We start from the raw sequence: 17,552 nt of genomic DNA on the forward strand, positions 1-17,552 counted from the left end.
TGGATCCGAATTGGACGCCTTCGGACAATGTACGATCAAGAGAACTCATAGCTCATCTTGAATAGACCACGATGCCGGAAAAACGCCAGAATCCTGACAGCAACAGAATCGTTCGTCTAGACGAGGTTATTGATCGGACAGGGCTGTCTAGGTCAACGATTTACGACAAGATGGACCCGAAGTCACCGCGCCATGATCGGACCTTTCCACCCAGGGTAAAGCTTGGCCTTAGCGCAATCGGTTGGGAGGAATCTGCGTTGGACAGCTGGATATTGACGCGAATCCATGCCAACCGGTCGTTACCAGCTTCCGTGCAAGACCACGCCCCACCAAAACCGGAATTGCAAGAAGCCCCGGCAACCTCCACGCAGAAGTCGACGCAAACAGATAGTGCAAGAAGTTCTGATGTCGCGGTAGTCTACGATCTGCTCGAAAGGCACGCCAAAACTGGCACTTTTATGCCGTATAAGCAGGTTATGGACCCGGTTAGGCTCTGGCCAGATTTGCCGAAGGACCGCGTTCAAGTTGAGCAAATTTTGGAGCGTGTCACCAGAAAATCTCATCTCGAAGGAAAAGGGCTCTTTGGCGTGCTCGTCCAAGAGAGTTTGAACGGGAACAGTCGGCCTAGTGACGGATTTTTCCGGCTTGCAACGGAACTGGGCTACTCATACGCCAATCCGGACGTCTTTGTCCAAGAGCAGATTGAACGCTTGTTTGAATTTTACGAGCAACCAAGCTCCAAATCGAAAGGCGGCGTACTTATATGGATCAACAGCCGGGGGAAAAACTTCCTCACTCGAACGCAGAAATTTAAGTAGTCGGAGCTGGGAGGCATTACTCGCTCTACACGACAAGATTTGCAAGTCACGCCAGGTCAATTCAATTTGGCATAGAATCGGCGCTACTCGCGATCACTCAGCCCTGTGGTGATCGCCACTACTAGCGATCCCCCAGTACTCTGGACAGATCGCCAATCCGGCACGCTAGGATTCACATCCGAACGCAGCTGCGTACTGTACCGACATACTCAATGTCGCTATCAATGGGGTCCAAGCCGTACCGCTTGCGACTCTAACGTCCCGATGAAGCCTTATGCGCTAGCCGCGCCGACATCATCAGTTCTGGTGTAAAAGTCCCAGCCTACTTACCTGGCAACGGCTACGTTTTTCGCGTATCCAGCGTCAGCGTCTAGCAATCGCACAGGCAGTTGCCACTTACTAGCTCAGCAGAGCTGACAAACACAACACAAGCGTGGCCAGCATTCTGCAGCCATGCACGCTTATTTTTGCCCCGGTTTTATGCCGGAGATTAATCCCGGATGGACACATTTAGATCCATCCATTTAGAAATGGTGAATGAAATGAAATATTTTAAAGCTAGCGCGATTACACGTTCGCGAACGACTGCCTTCGGTGGAGGCACCCTGATGAATAGTCAGAGTTCCGCCTATCCAACGTGGGCATTTCCGCCAAAGCTTCAGGCCGCTATTTTGGAGCAGTGGAACAACAACGAAGCGCCATTCCCAACTATCGCGGCAAGCGTGATCGGCGCCCTTTCTGCAGCGATACAGGACAAGGTAGACGTGGAACGAATACCGGGATCTCGCGTGCCCTGTTCGGTTAATACTTGGGTGGTCGGAGGGTCCGGATCACGCAAGACCACTATCGACAGAATGTTGATGAAAGTTTTCTCTGTTTTTGAGAAAGCAGCACTTGAAAAAATGAAGCCGCAGCTAGCCGCCGAAAAGGCAAAACGGCTAGTTTGGGAATTTGACCTTGAACGGCTGAAAAAAAAACTAAAAGGTGATCCCGACCATGACATGTGTGCCGAAGAAATTCAGTTCGAACTCGAAACACTATTACTTAATGAGCCGAAACAGTCACCAATTCCTAAAATTCTATATCGGGATGCTACCCCAGAAGCTATCGCAAAAGGCCTTAGCGCTTGGCGTTCAGCATTGCTGAATACCAGCGAAGCGGGGGCGCTGCTGGGAGGTCGTACGATGTCTAATCTGGGATTTTTTAGCAGCCTCTGGGACGGGGATGACCTGCGAATAGACAGGGCGAGTTCTGAAAGCTATGTCGTCACAGGCCCTCGGCTGACCATCTCACTGATGGTGCAAGAAAAAACCTTTGCCAAATTTTTGTCGACGCAAGGAAGCCTTTCCCGAGACAACGGATTTCTGGCACGGTTTCTGGTTTGTTATCCAACTCCTTTGGAAGGAACCCGTTTTGGGGCTTTTGCAACTGGATCCTGGGAGAACCACGAGGCGTTGCAGTCGCGTTTGCTCGAAATTCTGATGCGCGGAATTCCCGAGGATGGGGTCAGCCTAGTACGCAAAGTTTTGACACTGTCTTTGGATGCTCAAGTGGCATTGAAAATCTTCTCTGATCAAGTAGAGGCAGATATTGCGCCGGGGCGGTTTCTGTCAGATATTAAGGACTTCGCCTCTAAAGTAGCGGAACACGCAATTCGATTGGGAGGTCTGTTTCACTACTATGAAGGCAATGAAGGGCCGATCAGCGGTGACACCCTCAGGCGGGCTGTGGAGATTTGTACCTGGCACATGCTTGAGTTCAAGCGACTTTTCGCGGAATCGCCAGAAACGCCATTGGAATTACAGGATGCCATGGCGTTGGAGAGGTGCATCGCCAGCTTTTCTGCCGCTCGGCCAGGGCAGCAGTGGGTACCAAAGAAGTATTTGTTTACCCACGGACCCAATGCCGTCCGCAAAAAAGCTCGCTTGGATCTCGCACTCCAAGTGCTTTGGGAGCAAGGAAAAATTACCGTACATATTGACAAAAAAACGATCTTGGTAGCGCTGAACCCGTACTTTTTTCCGGCAGTGAACCAATGCGGCTACATCCCACCGCATCACCCTCAGCAGCCGCCACCCCTGAGCTGAATTAGCGCTTAATCGGTCTGAGCACCTTGCAAATTTAGCTAATTTCGCTACTGGTAGCTAAATTAGCGGAAAAAGCAACCCCAAGTCCCCTGATTGGTCGACACCGTCAGGGGACTTTTTTTGTGCCTGCTTAAGCGCTACGGGCCTGTTGGATTTCATCTTTTTCCGCGACCGTCAGCGCTCGTATTCGAGCAGGTCCCAGGTGACGTTCAGGCTCCCGAGCTATTCCACGGTCGCGATTGCTCCGGGCATCGACTTTTGACTCGTGTCCGTATTTGACAAGATACTCGTTTAGCAGCGACGCCCAGCTCTCGCGCTGCCTCACGACCTCTTGGCGGAATGTGACGGGATCCTTTCCCCCACTGTCTTTTCTGCAGCCGCCCTTTTCAGGGTGTCGGGCGTTGTAGCGATGGAAAAAGCACTCAGGTTTACGCAAAATTCCGTCCGGTATGCGGTCAGAAAACATGACATGTGCATGAGGCTGTTCCCCCTCGCCTAATGCGGCATTCGGACAGTGAAGGGCAAATTCGTAGGGCTTTTCGCGCACCTCCCTGTCAATGAATTCCTCCACCAATCCACGGCGTTGTGCAGGTGTGAGCTCGCATGGCAGTGCGATGACTATCTCTCGATAGGCTGCTCCATTCACTCGCTCGCCCTTGTCGGCAGCTTTCCAAAATGTGAGCGGGTCCTGAATTCCAACGGGAAGGTTTCCATGGCCTCTGGCGACAATATCTTTGGCTTTGATACCCTTTCTATGACTTCCTTCTCGCAAAATGTATTGAGCGTGATCTGCCGCTTTTCCAGGCTTGCCGCTCTTTATTTCAATGTGCATTAATGCCATGATTTTTCTCCATTACTTAAATAGTGGTCACCCCAGGGGCGAATTTGCTTGGAGGATAGTTCCGCCTCCCTAGAGATAGGAGAAAGGGTAAGTGCACGTCTGCTTTTATCCTCTCCTACCACGTAAGTTAGTAGTCGACTGCCATCCTCCAATACATGTAGGTATGGTGATAAAAAATAAGCAGAGCATCACTGCCAGCCATGGCAGATGACTATCCTGGTAGCTACAGTTCGCGTAACTACTTGCATATTTGAAGACCACTACACCAGACCGACCTGCCTACCAATTAGTCTTGACTTGAACAGTTCCCTCAAGTCGTCAGCTTGTGCTCTACCTCACAGACACTCATACAGCAGTGAACTTGAACCGCTTGGCTCCAGATTACTCAAGGGGTTGCGCGCAGCACATATTTTTGCTACGCTGCGCAACACCCTTAGACAAAACTCACGAAAATGATCCGCTGCCATCTATCAACTCTTATGGGCCGGGAAAAACTTCGCATCTCTGATGTTGCGAAGAGCACTGGGTTAAATCGAAGCACGGTCACAGCGCTTTACAACGAAACGGCCACCAGGGTTGACCTTCCTGCGGTAGAGAGCTTGTGCGAGCTTTTCCAGTGCCAAGTGGGGGAGCTATTTGAAATCGTCCTATCTAAACCTGAGGTCCGCCAATGAGCATGGGCAGCAACCGTTGGCATGTCATTGCAGAGTCAAATTTCCCCTGGGAGCGAGAGGCACTGGAGTGGCTCCGCGCCCAGCTGCCAGACCGGGATCCCTGGAATGTCTGGACCAACTTCGAGTTTATTGATGACGAAGGAAAAATCAGCGAAGTTGACGCGTTGGTGCTGTCGCCTGCCGGCTTATTCCTCGTCGAAATCAAAAGCCGCCCCGGCACGGTTGATGGTGATACGCACACCTGGACCTGGACGACCGACGGGCGCGAGTACACCTATGACAACCCCCTCATACTGACCAACCGCAAATCCAAGCGTTTGGCCAGCCTGCTGCGACGGCAACCGGCCATCACGAAAGCCAAGATTCGTCTCCCATTTGTAGAGCCAGCGATCTTTCTCTCATCGACCAGTCTAAAAAGCCGTTTGCAAGGGACAGCAAAAACGGCCACCTTTCTGCGGGGTCAGCCCGGATCACCGGGTGACGAAGGCATCATTGCCGCTCTTATCAACGGCATAAATGCCAACCCCGCCCACGTAGTGGACGGGCAGCAAGCCAGAGCCATTGCGCGCGGCCTCGCAGAAGCAGGCGTCCGCCCTTCAAACAAACATCGGCAGGTCGGCGACTACAAGCTCATCAAGCTGATTGCCGAAGGCGCAAGCTTCCAGGACTGGCAGGGTCAACACGTCAGCATTGAAAGCACTCAAGGACGAGTTCGTATATATACCTTGGCGAACGCTTCCAGCCCAGAGGTGCGTGCCGCCCGGGTTCGTCTGGCTCGACGCGAATTTGAGGTTTTACAAGGCATCAGCCACCCAGGCATCCTCAAAGCGAACATCTACACAGAGACCGACATGGGTCCAGCGCTGGTGTTTGACCATGACACCAAGGCCCAACGCCTTGATCACTTACTCCGCGACCGCGGCGCTCAGCTTACTGTAGACCAACGCCTGCAGCTCGTCCGTGACATTGCAGAAACACTGAAATTCGCCCATTCCAAGCGCTTGTACCACCGGGCATTGGGGCCGCAAAGCATCATGATTTACGGGGCAGACGGCACTGCACTGGCACCCCGGCTGATGAATTGGCAAACTGCGTCGCGCGAGGCAAGCAATCCTGACACCGCACATCGCACCACGGGTACCCGGCATGTGGAGGACTATGTCGAAGACCCCGGCTTGGTCTACCTGGCGCCAGAGACCACCCGCGCTGATCCTACCCACGGACCCAGCCTTGATGTGTTCTCGCTGGGCGCCATTGCGTATCACGTGTTTTCCGGCCAGGCGCCGGCCGAGTCGGTGTTGGAGCTGGCTGAAAAGTTGCGTCTTGGCCAAGGCCTACGGTTGTCCGACGTCATGGACGGCTGTGGCATGCGTCTGCAGGAGCTGATTCAATTCGCAACCAGCCCCGATGTCATGGCCCGCTATGACGTGGTGCAAGGCTTCTTGGATGACTTGGTCAAAGTTGAAGAAGAACTTACCTCGCCCGATCCAGAAGCCACGGTAGACCCGAGTATTGCAGTTCAAGGTGATCGTCTCGATGGCGGCTTCACGGTTGCTAAACGGATGGGAAGGGGCTCATCAAGCGATGTTCTTTTGGTGCGCGAAGACGGCGCGCAAGAGGACCTGATTCTCAAAGTAGCCTGTGATTTGGCGCACAACGACCGCTTGGTGGCAGAAGGTGACGTTCTGGCTAACCTGCGCCACCAAAATATCGTAGAGCACCGTCGCACGCTGTCTGTGGCAGGTCGTACCGCCCTGTTGATGCGCAGCGCCGGGCCCAAGACATTGGCGCAGAAGATCAAGGACGACGGTCGCCTGTCTCTTGACCTGTTGCAGCGTTTTGGGGAGGAACTGATCGAAGTGGTCATCCATTTGGAAGACCACGGGGTTGCCCATCGCGACCTCAAACCTGAAAACATTGGCATCCGCGAGGCCAGCTCCCGCAAATTGCAGCTGGTACTGTTCGATTTCTCCTTGTGCCGCACCTCAACCGACAACATTACCGCAGGCACACACCCCTACCTTGACCCTTTCCTGAGTCTGCGCAAGCCACCTCGCTGGGATTTGTATGCAGAGCGGTTCGCCTTGGCGATCACTTTGTACGAGATGGCCATTGGCAAACCACCCGTTTGGGGCGATGGCCAGACATCGCCAGCCATGCTGGAAGTCGAGGTGACCATCGCCAGCGATGTTTTCGACCCCGTCACGCGGGAAGGTTTCACTGCATTTTTCACCAAGGCACTGCGTCGAGATTTCAAGGCGCGCTTTGACAACGCTGAAGAAATGCTCCGTGCCTGGCGCGCCATATTTGCTGCCCGGCAGACGGTGCATCCGCCCCAGGCCCAGGGCTTTGAGGCCATAGCCCTTACCGCCACGCCCACGACCACCATGGCAGAGTTGGGCTACACCCTGGAGGCGCAAGATGTTTTGGAGCGTATGGCGGTCCACAACGCCCGGGAACTGCTTGAGGTTGATCGCGTTCGTTTCCGGTACTTAAAGGGCGTCGGAGACAAAATTCGCAAAGAGATCAGGCTCACCGCTAAAGAGCTTGCCCGCTTGCGGCCAGACCTCACCCGAGGCCGCACAACGCTGCACGACTCTGAAGACGACGCAGCGACCGGGGGTGCCATCAGTGTTAACGAATTGGCGGTACAACTCCTTCCACGCAGACCCGCTGGAGACGACCGGCCTGAAGAAACCGCCTTGGCACATTACCTCGGGCTTGACCTGGGACTAGATGACAACGTAGCGCCAACTGACATATCAAGCCAGGCCAGCCAATGGCCCACCCTCGGCGATTCAGCACATGCAGCTGGCGTTGATCGCGGCACCCTCACTGCAGCTTTAATCAAAGCCAGAGAACGCTGGCTAAAGAATCCGGCGTTCACCGAAGTCCGGTTGCAACTTGACAAGCTTGTGCGCAGCCAGGGCCAAGTCATGACCGCCAATGAAGCAGCTTTGGCCCTGCTCGCCCTGCGCGGCTGCGCTATTCAAGACGATGCTGAACGGATCCAGCTTTCAAGCGCCGTACTACGCGCGGCATTGGAGGCGGAATCCCACCTAGACCAGCCCCGCTTTGAATACTTCGACCATCAACCTTCACCTCTGATCGCCACCAGCTCGGCTTGGGCCGACTACGCCCGCCAGCTGGGCACCGTTGCAGACACCTGCGCCTTGGCCGAACCCCTAATGCCGCCTTCAAGGGTCCTGGAAGCGCTTGAAGCCGTCAAACCAGCCGAAAGTGCCATGGGTGGCGGCCCAGGCCAGGACGCAAGCTCAGCCCCTATGGCCAGCACCAGGCTGCTTCGCTTGGCCACATCTGCTTCGCGCAATGCCGCGCTGTCCAGCCGACAAGAAATTTACAGCCGTGGCATGCCAGCCTTGCAGGCTCTGCGCCAGTCCTTAGGAGCGCTTGTCGGCGCACCCACCTTACGCACCCGCGAGCTGCAAGACCGTGTGCGCGGCCGCTACCCCGAGGCAACCCCCCTGCCCGGCCGGCCCGAGCTGGATCGGTTGCTTGAAGAAGTCGGCGCGCCCTTGCAATGGAGCGCTACCGCTTCCGAGGGAGCAGGCGCTTACCTGAGCGCCTCTTTGGGCAGCAACCCCACGGCTGGCACCACGACATTTTTTTCACGGCAATCCACATTCTTGGGCACAGCGGCCAGCGGCTACCGGGTGAACCCACCGGAAGTCGATGGGGATGCGCTGATTTCGGACGCTCGTAACACCGAAGATCGCTTGCAACGCTCCCTCAAATCAGGTGGACTCTTGGTGTTGACGGTGCAGCCACGCCAGGCACAGCGCGCCGAAACCGAATTACTGCGCCGTTTTGCCCCCGACTCAGCGACAAGCCCCGCACTGCAACGAACAAGCTTTGATTCCCTTTTGCTCAAAGCCTTGCGAACAGAGGCCACCGCCGCCAAAGTGGACTGGAGCAAGGTGCTCAGTGCCGATGCCGCAGAACCCGGCAGCCGCGATTGGGCCAATCTGCAGCGTCTGGTGCAACGGACCCTCAGCACCATCAGACCCCTGCTACTTAACAGCCCGGCCCCGCTGCTGCTGACTAACGTGGGCCTGCTCGCACGATACAAACTCATGGCGCTGGTTACCGAGATTGACGCCTCTGCCGGTCGACCGGGTCACACCCCATCGCTGTGGTTGCTGCTGCCCTCCCACAATCAGGGCCTGCCGGTTATCGATGGTGAATCCGTGCCTTTGGTGAATAGCACGCAGGCTTTTGGGCTGCCGCAAGCCTGGATCGAAAACAAGCACCGCGCGGCAGTTGCGTCTTGATTCACATGCCAAATATGCCTGTATCCCACGTCATTAAACATAGCTAGCTATTAAAAAAATAGCATTAATAAAAAGAATCTCAGGGAATCACAGACATGATCGACGCCCCCCAGCTGCTAGCCGACCTCAAACGCCGCCTTGCAGCGCTTGAAGTCGACCTGCGCGAACGCATCAACGCCCTGCCTGACCTCAAAGCCAGCCTGCAGGCCGAATGGCAAACTGCCCGGGATGCCAAGCGCACGGCAGAGACGTTTGAAAGCTGGAGCGACCAGGTCATTACCCAGGCAGGGGTGCACTGGCTCCTGAGCTGCGTTTTCTTGCGCTTCATTGAAGACAATTCGCTGGTAGACCGCCCCTGGATTGGTGGCACGCCTGACAGCGGCCGCCTTGCCCTGGCGCGCGACAGACATGAAGCCTACTTTCGAGCCAACCCACTGGAGAGCGACCGCGAATACCTGCTGGCCTGCTTCACCGAGGCGGGGAGCTTACCCGGCCTGCACACCTTTTTCGATGCCGCCCACAACCCCGTGTTCAGGCTGGGCATCAGCGGCGACGCCGCCATGGGCCTGCGCCAGTTCTGGCAACAGCAAGACCCCAACACTGGCGCTCTGTTGCACGACTTCACCGACCCTACCTGGAACACCCGCTTTCTGGGCGACTTGTACCAAGACCTGAGCGAGGCTACTCGCAAGCGTTACGCTCTGCTGCAAACGCCCGAGTTTGTGGAAGAGTTCATCCTCGACCGCACGCTCACCCCAGCCATCCGCGAGTTTGGCTACCAAGTCGTTCGCATGATCGACCCCACCTGCGGGTCGGGTCACTTTTTATTGGGTGGCTTTCACCGCATGGTGGACGAGTGGTCACGCAACGAGCCCAACCGCAACCGGCGTGACGTAGCTCAGAAAGCGCTAGATGCGGTGGCGGGTGTGGACCTGAACCCCTTTGCCGTAGCCATCTCGCGCTTTCGCCTACTACTGGCTGCGCTGCAAGCCAGCGATGTGCATCGCCTGAGCGAAGCGCCTGATTTCAAAATCCACGTCGCCATTGGCGACAGCTTGCTGCACGGTCAGCGCTTTGGTCTGTCGGGGCAGTCTGGCATCCAGTCCGATGAACTGTTTGACGCAGGCCAAAGCCATGCAGACACCGGCCTGGCCCACGCCTACGCCAGCGAGGACCTGGCCCAGGTGCAGCAGATTTTGGGGCGGCAGTACCACGCAGTAGTGGGCAACCCACCTTACATCGTGGTGAAGGATGCAGCGCTGAATGCAGCGTACCGGGCGCAATACGCCAGTTGCCACCGTCAATACTCGCTGGGCGCACCGTTTACCGAGCGTTTCTTTGAGCTGGCCATCACTGGGCGCTCGGACCAGGCAGCAGGTTTTGTGGGTGAGATCACCGCCAACTCATTCATGAAACGTGAGTTCGGCAGCAAGCTGATTGAGCAGGTGCTGCCCCGGCTGGACTTGACGCATGTGATTGACACCTCGGGGGCCTACATCCCCGGCCACGGCACACCCACGGTGATTTTGTTTGGGCGGCACCGGCCACCGGTGTCGGAGGACGAGCCGATTCGTACGGTCATGGGCATCAAGGGCGAACCCAGCGCACCAGCTGACCCGGCGCACGGACTGGTGTGGTCAGCTATTTTGGCGCAGGTTGCACGGGTTGGATCGCAAAGCGAATTCATAAGCGTAACGGACATTCCGCGCACTACGTTTGCAAGGCACCCTTGGAGCATTGGCGGCGGCGGCGCAACTGACATTGCGGATGCTATTTCTGCAGCCTCATCCCAACGCCTTGGACAGTTGTCCGAGGTTTTCAGCGGCACCGGACGTACAAGCGCGGACGACGTGCTGGTTGCTCCCTCAGTCGCTTTCAAGCGCAAACAAGTTGAAAAATCAGATTTATTCCCGTTGGTTGAAGGCGATCAAGTGCGGGATTGGGAAATAGCAGCCAGCGATGCAATCCTGACACCTTACTCATCCAACGGGATTCGGCACATTGACGAAATGCCTGCGGCCCACCGCTGGCTGTGGCCCACTCGGACTATTTTGGGAAACCGGGCAGCCTTCGGCAACGTGACATACTTTGAAGAAGGTCGCCCTTGGTGGAGTTGGCACCAAATCAGCGTGAGCCGACTGCAATATCCATATGCCATCACCTTCGCCGAAATCGCCACCCACAACCACTTCGTCCTCGACCGGGGCGGCAAGGCTTTCAAACAGACGGCTCCAGTAATCAAGCTACCGGCTGGGGCCAGCGAAGACGCGCATTTGGGACTACTTGGGTTGCTCAACTCGTCGGTTGCGTGTTTTTGGTTGAAGCAGTTTGGCCACTGCAAAGGTAGCGGTGGAATAGGTGGGGGTATTGCTGCCGAGCTGTGGGAAAAGTTCTATGTCCACAACTCTACTGTTGTAGCCGAATTTCCACTTATCGACCAACGCCCCATCGACCTCGCCACTCGCATTGACACCCAGTCCCAATATCTCACCGCCACCTTGCCCGCCGCATTATTTGCCATCAATTCAGTAGCTACTCACGCACGTTCTACGGGGGCTACAAGCCAATTTGATGCAGAAACGGCCCTTACAACCTTACCCCTGCCTACCCGCGCCAGTCTGGACGCCGCCCGCGCCCAAGCCGCCAGTCTGCGCCGCCAGATGATTGCTACGCAAGAAGAACTGGATTGGCATTGCTATGAACTCTATAGCCTGTTGCGCACATCTGACGGGGGCTACAGCCCGTTTTTATGCCTAAATCCGCCCGAAGTCGCCCTGGGAGAGCGCGCCTTCGAGATCGTGCTGGCCCGCCGCTTGGCCGCTGGCACCGAGACCACCACTTGGTTCGAGCGCCACGGCTCCACGCCCATCACCGACATCCCCAGCCACTGGCCCGAAGATTACCGCCAGGTGGTGCAGCGCCGCATTGACCTGATTGAGTCCGACCGCAACATCGGCCTGATCGAGCGGCCCGAGTACAAGCGCCGCTGGAATACCCCGCAATGGAAAGTGCAAGAGCAAGCCGCCCTGCGCGACTGGCTGCTGGCCCGGCTGGAGTCGCCCGCCTATTGGCCCACCAGCGCCGACCAGTCACCCCAACTCACCTCTACCTCCCGCCTGGCCGATGCCGCCCTGCGCGATGCCGATTTCATGCACATGGCAGCGCTCTATGCGGGCCATGCCGACTTTGACGTGAGCCAGCTCGTCGCCACCCTGGTCACCGCCGAGGCCGCACCGTTTCTGCCGGTGCTGCGCTACACCGAGGCGGGTCTGCGCAAACGCGAACAGTGGGAAGCCACCTGGGCCTTGCAGCGCCGCGAGGACGCGGGCGAGGACGTAGGCAGCATCCCCGTGCCGCCCAAATACAAAAGCGCCGACTACCTCAAAGCCCCGGTCTGGCAACTGCGCGGCGGGCTGGACGTGCCCAAGGAGCGCTGGATCAGCTACCCCGGCTGCGAACGCGGTGCCGACGGTAGCCTGCCCATCGCCTGGGCCGGTTGGGACCACCTGCAACAAGCCACTGCCATCGCCAGTTACTACCTGGACATGAAGGACAACGAGGGCTGGGCACCCGAGCGCCTTCAACCCCTGTTGGCGGGTCTGCTGGAACTGGTGCCCTGGCTGGAACAATGGCACAACGAAGTTGACCCCGTCTACGGAGAGCGCATGGACCACTACTACAAGGGCTTCGTCACAGAAGAAGCCCGTGCCCAGGTCTTCACGCAGGATGACTTGCGCGCCTGGAAGCCTGCTGCGACAACGGCAACTCGCGGCCGGCGCAAGGTGCCAGCTTAAAGCTAGAAAAGCAAAGAAAAGGACCTTCATGACCGAGGACGCACCTACACGCACGGCGCCGTCAGAACCGTTGTTTCAACTTGATCTTGCCGAGAATGGCGGCCTTTTTGCGCCAACAACACTCGAAGAAGCGAGATCATGGATCGAGCGGGAGCAAAGTTTTTGGTCGTGGATTCAATCCGGGCAATTTGGAAATCAGGATCAAGGGGTGAAGCAGTCGTATCAATTGTTGATCCAGTCCATCAGCAACATCAACCAGGCCCAGCAATACCAGGCATCCAACCCGCAGGAATTCCAACACCAGGTTCAGACGATTGAAAGGCAGTTGAGAGATGTATTTCTTGACCGCAAGTTGCCACACAGTTCGACTCCGCTCGCTAAGCGAATCGACAACTATCGCCAAAGTACCGATGACCAAGCTGGCAGTTTTTTCGCTTCGGTTTTCTTACCCCCACAGCAAGGACATCACTTTCAGCCGCAAAACTTGCCCGCATGGCGCGGGTTGATAGAAGGCTTGATTGATCGCTTCAACATTGCCAATGCGCCACAAAAAGGACGCAAGCAGGCTGCGGACCAGTCGTTTGAGCTGCTGAGAGCCAAGACGGAGGCGCTCCTGGGTGAAAAGACAACAACCGTCGACGCGCTCCACCGTGACTACGAAAAATTGGCAAATGACATTGAAGCTGCTGCTAGTGAGCAGGTCATCCATTTCAGTGATGCGCAAACTCAGCGCGATACAGATTTTCAGAAACTGGTCACTGAGCACAAAGAGGAAATGGAGCAGCTGCGAAAAACTTTCCGTGAAGAGATCGCGCTGCGTGCGCCCGCTGAATACTGGGAGACCAAGCGCCGAGGCCACGAGCTGATGGGCCGCATTACCGGCGGCTTGTCATTTGCATCAATCGCAGGAGCAGCAATCGGATTGGGCTTTTTCGTTCACGATCTACTGGGTAAAACGCCTCAAGGTACTGCACCAGAATCCTGGAAAGTCGCGATGCTAGTGCTGATCGGTCTTTTCACCGTTTGGGGCGTGCGCCTGTTGGTGCGCATGTTTCTGAGCAACCTGCATCTGTCCACCGATGCTGCTGAAAGGGTAGTGATGGTGCGGACGTATCTTTCCCTTTTGGAAGGCAACCGCCTTTCAGGGGGCGAAGATCGACAACTCATTCTTCAGGCCCTGTTCAGACCAGCTTCAGACGGAATCGTCAAAGATGAGGGCCTGCCACCATCAATGTTCGAGTTCCTGACTCGGCAATCCAAGGGCTAATCCATGTTTAGACGCAACCAGTCACTCGACAGTCTCCTCGCCCGCCTCTGGCCAGCAACCACAAAGAAGTAAAAGCATGACTTTTCTAAGAGACCTGATCAACATCCCGGAACGTGTGCACCAGGGTGACTTTGTACTAAAGCTTTCCGAGGGCGTGACCCACGCGGATGCCACCTTGCGCGACTACGTGGTGACGCCACAGCTGGTGGACGCTTTTGACAATGCCTTAGGCTTCATCAAGCAATCGGTGGAATCCAGCGGCAGCAAAGCTGCTTATCTGCATGGCAGTTTTGGCTCGGGTAAAAGCCATTTCATGGCTGTATTGAACCTGGTGCTGGCAGGCAATACGCAGGCACGCTCCATCCCCGAACTGGCCAGCGTGGTCGCGCGGCATGGTTGGACGCACGGCAAGAAGTTTCTTCTGGTGCCGTACCACATGATCGGCGCCAGAGATATGGAAAGCGCCATCCTGGGACAGTACGCAGAGTTTGTTCGCAAACTGCACCCCACCGCACCGGTGCCAGGTTTTTACTTGGCCGAAGGTTTGTTTGCCGATGCACAACGCATGCGCGAGCAAATGGGCGATGCAGCCTTTTTTGCCAAACTCAATGAAGGACCAGAAGCCACAGACGGCAGCAGCAGTACCGGAGGTGGTGGCTGGGGGGATATGGACGCAGGCTGGGATGCCACGAGCTTTGACACCGCCACTTTGGAAGCACCCAATGGCGAAGAGCGATCACGCTTGGTAGGTGACCTGATCAGTAAATTCTTTTCTGCCTACCGGGCTCTGGCAGGTGGTGGGGAGTCGTATGTGTCACTGGACGATGGCCTGAGCATCATGACCCGGCATGCACAGGCACTGGGTTATGACGCAGTGATCCTTTTTCTGGATGAGCTGGTGTTATGGCTGGCCAGCCATGCCGCCGACGTGAGCTTCGTGAGCCGCGAGGGCACCAAACTGGTAAAACTGGTGGAAGCCACCAATGCAGACCGGCCGATTCCCCTGGTGAGCTTTGTGGCTCGACAGCGTGACTTGCGCGACTTGGTGGGCGAAAACCTGGCTGGATCAGTGCAGGCGCAATTCAGCGATGTGCTGCGCCACTGGGAAGCACGTTTTCACCGAATCACGCTGGAAGATCGAAACCTGCCCGCCATCGCAGAAAAGCGGGTTCTGCGCCCCATCGACGAGGCCGCGCGCCAAACCTTACAGACTGCATTTGAGGAGGTTTTGCGGGTGCGCAAGGATGTACTGGACACGCTGCTGACCACGTCGGCTGACCGGGACATGTTCCAGAAGGTTTATCCGTTTTCACCAGCGTTAGTGCAAACCTTGATAGCTGTGTCAGCCGCGCTACAGCGCGAGAGGACCGCTCTCAAGTTGATGATGCAGTTGCTGGTGGACCGCCGTGCGGACCTTGAGCTGGGCCAACTGATCCCGGTGGGCGATTTATACGATGCGATCAGCGAAGGGGATGAGCCGTTCTCAGAAGGCATGCGTCTCCACTTTGACAATGCCAAACGCCTTTACACCCAGCGCCTACTGCCCATGCTGGAGCGCCAACACAACGTGACCTGGGAGGCTATCAAGCTAGGTCAGGCTGACGCCACTGCGGCAAAAAATCTGCGAAACGATGGACGCTTGCTCAAAACGCTGTTGCTGGGCGCGCTCGTGCCAGAAGTGGAATCCCTCAAGGGGTTGACAGCGCAGCGCCTGGCTGCTTTGAACCACGGCACCTTCAAATCCCCCATCCCCGGCCGGGAAGCACAAGACGTCCTGCGTAAATGCCGGGACTGGGCATCAGAAATTGGCGAGATCAAAATCACCGAAGACCAAAACCCGGTGGTATCGATACAGGTCACGGGCGTGGACATTGAGCCCATCCTGCGAGCCGCCGAAGCTAATGACAACGCCGGTAATCGGCGCAAGAAGATCAGGGAATCGTTGTTTGCGGAGTTGGGCATCCCCGATGACGGTGCCCTGTTCACCACCTACGAATTCACCTGGCGTGGCACCCGCCGCGAGGTGGAATTGCTTTACGAAAACGTTCGTGAAATGACCGACGAGCGGCTGCGCGGCCGATCTGGCGCGTGGACCGTGGTGCTGGATTTCCCGTTCGACGAACCCAACCGGAGCCCTGCCGACGACATTGCCCGGCTAGCGGCCTACCGCGGCGGCGACACCAAAACCCTGGTGTGGCTACCATCATTTTTTAGCGGCAAGGCGCTGGCCGACCTTAGACGCTTGGTCGTGTTGGACCATATTCTTTCAGGCGACCGGTTTGAGAGCTACGCCTCACACCTTAGTTTTGTGGACCGGGTGCAGGCCAAAGCCCTGGCCAGGAATCAACTCGATTCGTTGCGTAGCAAGCTGCGCAGCCAGCTGGAAGTGGCTTTTGGCATCAGCACTGAGCCGCGGGACGCAGTGACCAACGCACTCACCGCGGACCAGCAGTTTCAGTCTCTGGACCCCACCTTGTCGCCCCGGCCACCGGTGGGGGCCACATTCAAGGAGGCTTTTGAGGCACTATTGGGCCAGCTTTTTGCGCACCAATATCCGGCCCATCCAGAGTTTGACACGGACATCAAACCCGCGGTCATTCGCAAAATCTGGCCTGAGGTACAACGCGCCATTGAAGCGACGGACCGACGAGGCTTGGTGCAAGACTCCGCCACGCGCCGACTGGTACGCTCCATCGTGAACCCGTGCCAGTTGGGGCAGATGGGAGAGACGCATTTGCTGGTGGAAGACCATTGGCGCTCCCGTTTTGCACAAAGCCATGCGCGCGATGGCGGAGGCCCCATGACCGTTGCGCAATTGCGCCGCTGGATCGACTTGCCCAACCCAATGGGTTTGCCCCTGGAATTGCAGAACTTGATCATTCTGAGTTTTGCAGCCCTAACCAACCGCCGCTTTATCCAACGCGGTGGCCCGGTGGAACCTACGGTTGACAACCTGGCCGATGAACTTGAGCTGCGTGAACAGTCACTCCCTCCGACTGACGAGTGGTCCAAGGCGGTGAACCGTGCGGCAAGTCTGTTTGGGCTGACAGTGCCGCAGACCTTGAACGCGGGCAATGTGGGGCGCCTGGTGGATGATGTGCGCCGCGAGGCCGGTGGAAAACGAGAAGCCGTAGGCAAGTTGGTTGTGACCTTGCGCGACCGCGCAACCCGCTACGGTGCGTCAACTGCCGGGCGCGTGCGCACCAGCGAATCAGCACAGGCTCTGCTCGCAACCTTGCAGGCAGCAACGGACGCCGAATTAGTACAGGCCCTGGCCGGTGCCTCCATCGAGACCTCGGAAGCGGCGGTTAGCCGTTGCATGGGGCAAGCCCAAACTGTGGCCGACGCCTTGAACAGCACAAAGTGGAACATTTTTGATGCGATGCGCGACCTGCAAGATCATCGTCAGACCGCGGCAGCATCCATTCTGACCCGCTTGATCGAAGCGCTTGAAAGCGAAGAGCACGTCATCCCGCTGAAATCAAAACTGGAGGAGCTCGACCGAGACGCTGTGCGCTTGCTGACTGTCATTGCGCCTCCGCCCTCACCCACCCCGCCAGGTCGGGCGCCACTGCCGATGCCTGTGATACCTGCGCCCCCCCCTTCCTCAGGCACAGAAGCTCAGCCTGCAACCCCCGTGCTGGTGGAAGAGGCCCAAGAGGTCAACTTGCACACCGATGCTGCAGCGGCGGTGTTGAAGACCCTGCAAGATAAGCTCCAGGGTGACCATGAGCTTGAACTGAGTTTGAGCTGGCGCCTTCAGCGCCGGAGTTCTTGAC

At 56.9% G+C, this 17,552-nt stretch carries 8 protein-coding genes; 7 read left to right on the forward strand and 1 reads right to left on the reverse strand.

Features of this window, described 5'->3' with window-relative positions; translation table 11 throughout:
- Positions 1 to 71 precede the first annotated feature (71 nt).
- Positions 72 to 818: an AlpA family phage regulatory protein gene (locus PSV40_RS10235; protein ID WP_300537111.1), complete on the forward strand. Its 747-nt coding sequence runs from the start codon at positions 72 to 74 to the stop codon at positions 816 to 818.
- Positions 819 to 1,318: 500 nt separating this feature from the next.
- On the forward strand, positions 1,319 to 2,905 hold the full coding sequence (locus PSV40_RS10240; protein ID WP_300537113.1) for a YfjI family protein: 1,587 nt from the start codon (positions 1,319 to 1,321) through the stop codon (positions 2,903 to 2,905).
- 130 nt (positions 2,906 to 3,035) lie between these two features.
- Here PSV40_RS10240 and PSV40_RS10245 read toward each other — a convergent pair whose 3' ends face one another.
- Positions 3,036 to 3,746 carry a MobA/MobL family protein gene (locus PSV40_RS10245; RefSeq protein ID WP_300537115.1) on the reverse strand — a complete coding sequence of 237 codons (711 nt, stop codon included), beginning with the start codon at positions 3,744 to 3,746 and terminating at the stop codon, positions 3,036 to 3,038.
- Between the two features lie 452 nt (positions 3,747 to 4,198).
- Between PSV40_RS10245 and PSV40_RS10250 the strand changes: the two genes are divergently transcribed.
- The 5 genes from PSV40_RS10250 (at position 4,199) to PSV40_RS10270 (ending at position 17,551) form a co-directional block, all read left to right on the forward strand.
- Complete coding sequence (locus tag PSV40_RS10250; RefSeq protein WP_300537116.1) at positions 4,199 to 4,420, forward strand: helix-turn-helix transcriptional regulator; 222 nt, start codon at positions 4,199 to 4,201, stop codon at positions 4,418 to 4,420.
- Between the two features lie 2 nt (positions 4,421 to 4,422).
- A complete protein-coding gene (gene pglW, locus PSV40_RS10255) occupies positions 4,423 to 8,712 on the forward strand; it encodes a BREX system serine/threonine kinase PglW (protein ID WP_300537117.1) in 4,290 nt (1,429 codons plus the stop codon).
- 95 nt (positions 8,713 to 8,807) lie between these two features.
- Positions 8,808 to 12,506 carry a BREX-2 system adenine-specific DNA-methyltransferase PglX gene (pglX, locus tag PSV40_RS10260; RefSeq protein WP_300537119.1) on the forward strand — a complete coding sequence of 1,233 codons (3,699 nt, stop codon included), beginning with the start codon at positions 8,808 to 8,810 and terminating at the stop codon, positions 12,504 to 12,506.
- A 28-nt stretch (positions 12,507 to 12,534) separates the two neighbouring features.
- Positions 12,535 to 13,773, forward strand: coding sequence for a DUF6161 domain-containing protein (locus PSV40_RS10265; protein WP_300537121.1), 1,239 nt, complete (start codon positions 12,535 to 12,537; stop codon positions 13,771 to 13,773).
- 76 nt (positions 13,774 to 13,849) lie between these two features.
- Positions 13,850 to 17,551, forward strand: coding sequence for a phage resistance protein (locus PSV40_RS10270; RefSeq protein ID WP_300537122.1), 3,702 nt, complete (start codon positions 13,850 to 13,852; stop codon positions 17,549 to 17,551).
- Position 17,552 lies beyond the last annotated feature (1 nt).

The sequence above is a fragment of the Polaromonas sp. genome (assembly GCF_029945925.1).
In the GTDB taxonomy this organism is placed as follows: domain Bacteria; phylum Pseudomonadota; class Gammaproteobacteria; order Burkholderiales; family Burkholderiaceae_C; genus Polaromonas.